At 37.1% G+C, this 1,771-nt stretch carries 3 protein-coding genes; all 3 read right to left on the reverse strand.

Annotated features, from left to right (window positions below):
- Positions 1 to 159 precede the first annotated feature (159 nt).
- Positions 160 to 738 carry a siphovirus Gp157 family protein gene (locus tag CDG77_RS34770; RefSeq protein ID WP_094333641.1) on the reverse strand — a complete coding sequence of 193 codons (579 nt, stop codon included), beginning with the start codon at positions 736 to 738 and terminating at the stop codon, positions 160 to 162.
- A gap of 2 nt (positions 739 to 740) precedes the next feature.
- A complete protein-coding gene (locus tag CDG77_RS34775; protein ID WP_094333642.1) occupies positions 741 to 1,004 on the reverse strand; it encodes a hypothetical protein in 264 nt (87 codons plus the stop codon).
- Between the two features lie 79 nt (positions 1,005 to 1,083).
- Positions 1,084 to 1,530 (reverse strand): HNH endonuclease, encoded by a 447-nt coding sequence (locus tag CDG77_RS34780; RefSeq protein ID WP_094333643.1) that lies wholly within the window; start codon positions 1,528 to 1,530, stop codon positions 1,084 to 1,086.
- Positions 1,531 to 1,771 lie beyond the last annotated feature (241 nt).

The following is a 1,771-nucleotide window of genomic DNA, read 5'->3' on the forward strand; positions in this document are numbered from 1 at the left end:
TTAGTTAATCCAAAGCATCTAAAAAATTGGTTTACTAATTGTTGTTACTGTACCTCATAAACCTCAAATACGCTGTAAGTGTTAAAAAAGAGTTATAAGTAGCAGCCAACAAAACAGTAAAATTCCTGCTGTTGGCTGATAAATTAGTTAAAGCTATTGTTAAGTTAAAAGAGAGTCTTTGAAGTCATGAATTGCTGTTGCTGTCAAAGCATAGATAACTCGGCGCTTGCGCTGGATGTGAGTGCCATCTACAGGAATACCTTTCTTCCAAGCAGCAATAATAGCTTTCTTGTCTGCTGAGTAAACAGTCTTTTCTCTGCGGTATTTTGGAGACAATTGTTCTGCATCTATCAGCACCTCACAACTTGGCGGATTTTCTTGAATTGTGATGCGAAGTGAATTACCTATCATTTGCTCAGGTAGAATTCCGGCGGCGGTTTGTTCTAAAATAGTTTCATCTAATTTTTGTCGCCAGCGTTCTAGTCTTAACAGTGCTGATTGATGTACAGCTTTTAGATGTTCTAGTCGTTGCTTAATAGCCACTATTTCAGCATCCAGTTGTAATGCTAATTCTGCTTGGATATCAACAACTTCTTCTTGAACTTCCTGAGTTTCCCAAATAGCGGTGATGATAGCAGCTTCTTCTTCAGGAGTCTGGCAATTGGTTAGCTGTTCCCAGAGATGAGCAGCAGTTTGGGAAAGTCCTGCTAAGGATTGTTGAGCGAGTGCTAAATTCATGACTACCACTCCTCACAAGTTTGGTAGTGTTCATATTCAGCTTCAATCTGTTCTAAGATAGCTATAGTGCCTGAATCTAAATTAGTATTGAAAGATAAATTGGAAGTGACCTTTTGTGGAGGTTGAAGATTTTGATTAGCAGCAGTAGTTGAGTCAGGCGAAGTTAAAGTTATTGTCAGTGTTTGCATAAATGTTGCTTGCTTAATGCTAGAAACCGTGGCGCGATAGCGCGTCTGGAGAGCAACCCCAGCGACTTTATCTGTCAATGGCTAGGATTCCAAACCCTCACACAAATACCCTAAAAAGTTTAATTTATTAGTGTTCATTAAGATGGATATTCTTTTATTATTGACGTAGATCATCAATAGGTGGATGCCAACCTGCTGTTAACCAAAGTTGACGGGAATTTAGAATAAATCCATCATCATGGTCTCGATCATTAAAATCAAAACGACTGCAAGTTGCACGACCTATAGGAGTTGTTCCAATGATATTTAACCCATTTTTTGTCCAGATAAAATGCTCTGACCAATTTTGATTTCTCGGATTAAATAATGGAACTTCTGTTTGTGTTTCTGGATCAATCCCAGTTGTAAAATTATACCGCCTTTGATTACAACGATGACAAGCTAAAGCCAAATTATTGAGATCGTCTGATCCTCCTAAAGATTGAGGAATAATGCGATCAATGGTAAAGGGTGTTGCATTTGAGCGTTCTGGAGAGTGACAATATTCACACAAGTATTTTGCCCTTTTACGGACGTTTAAGCGAACAAAATTGTTGATGACCACAATTAAGAAGCAAGTTTAGCGTTGATAAAACTGAAGATTTTTTCTAATTCTAATAACCCAGCTAATTCTGCTTGTTCATCTGGATTGAGTAAGTTTTCTTTATTTTTTTCTAATAGTTCCTCTAAACGTATTTGTAATTCTTCAGTAAAAGAAAAAGGACGAAACCCGGATTTCTCACAAGTGAGAAAAAAACACTTGGGTTAGTCAAATTTTAGATAACTTAATTGATACATTATCAAAA

It is taken from the genome of Nostoc sp. 'Peltigera membranacea cyanobiont' 213 (assembly GCF_002245975.1).
Lineage (GTDB): Bacteria > Cyanobacteriota > Cyanobacteriia > Cyanobacteriales > Nostocaceae > Nostoc.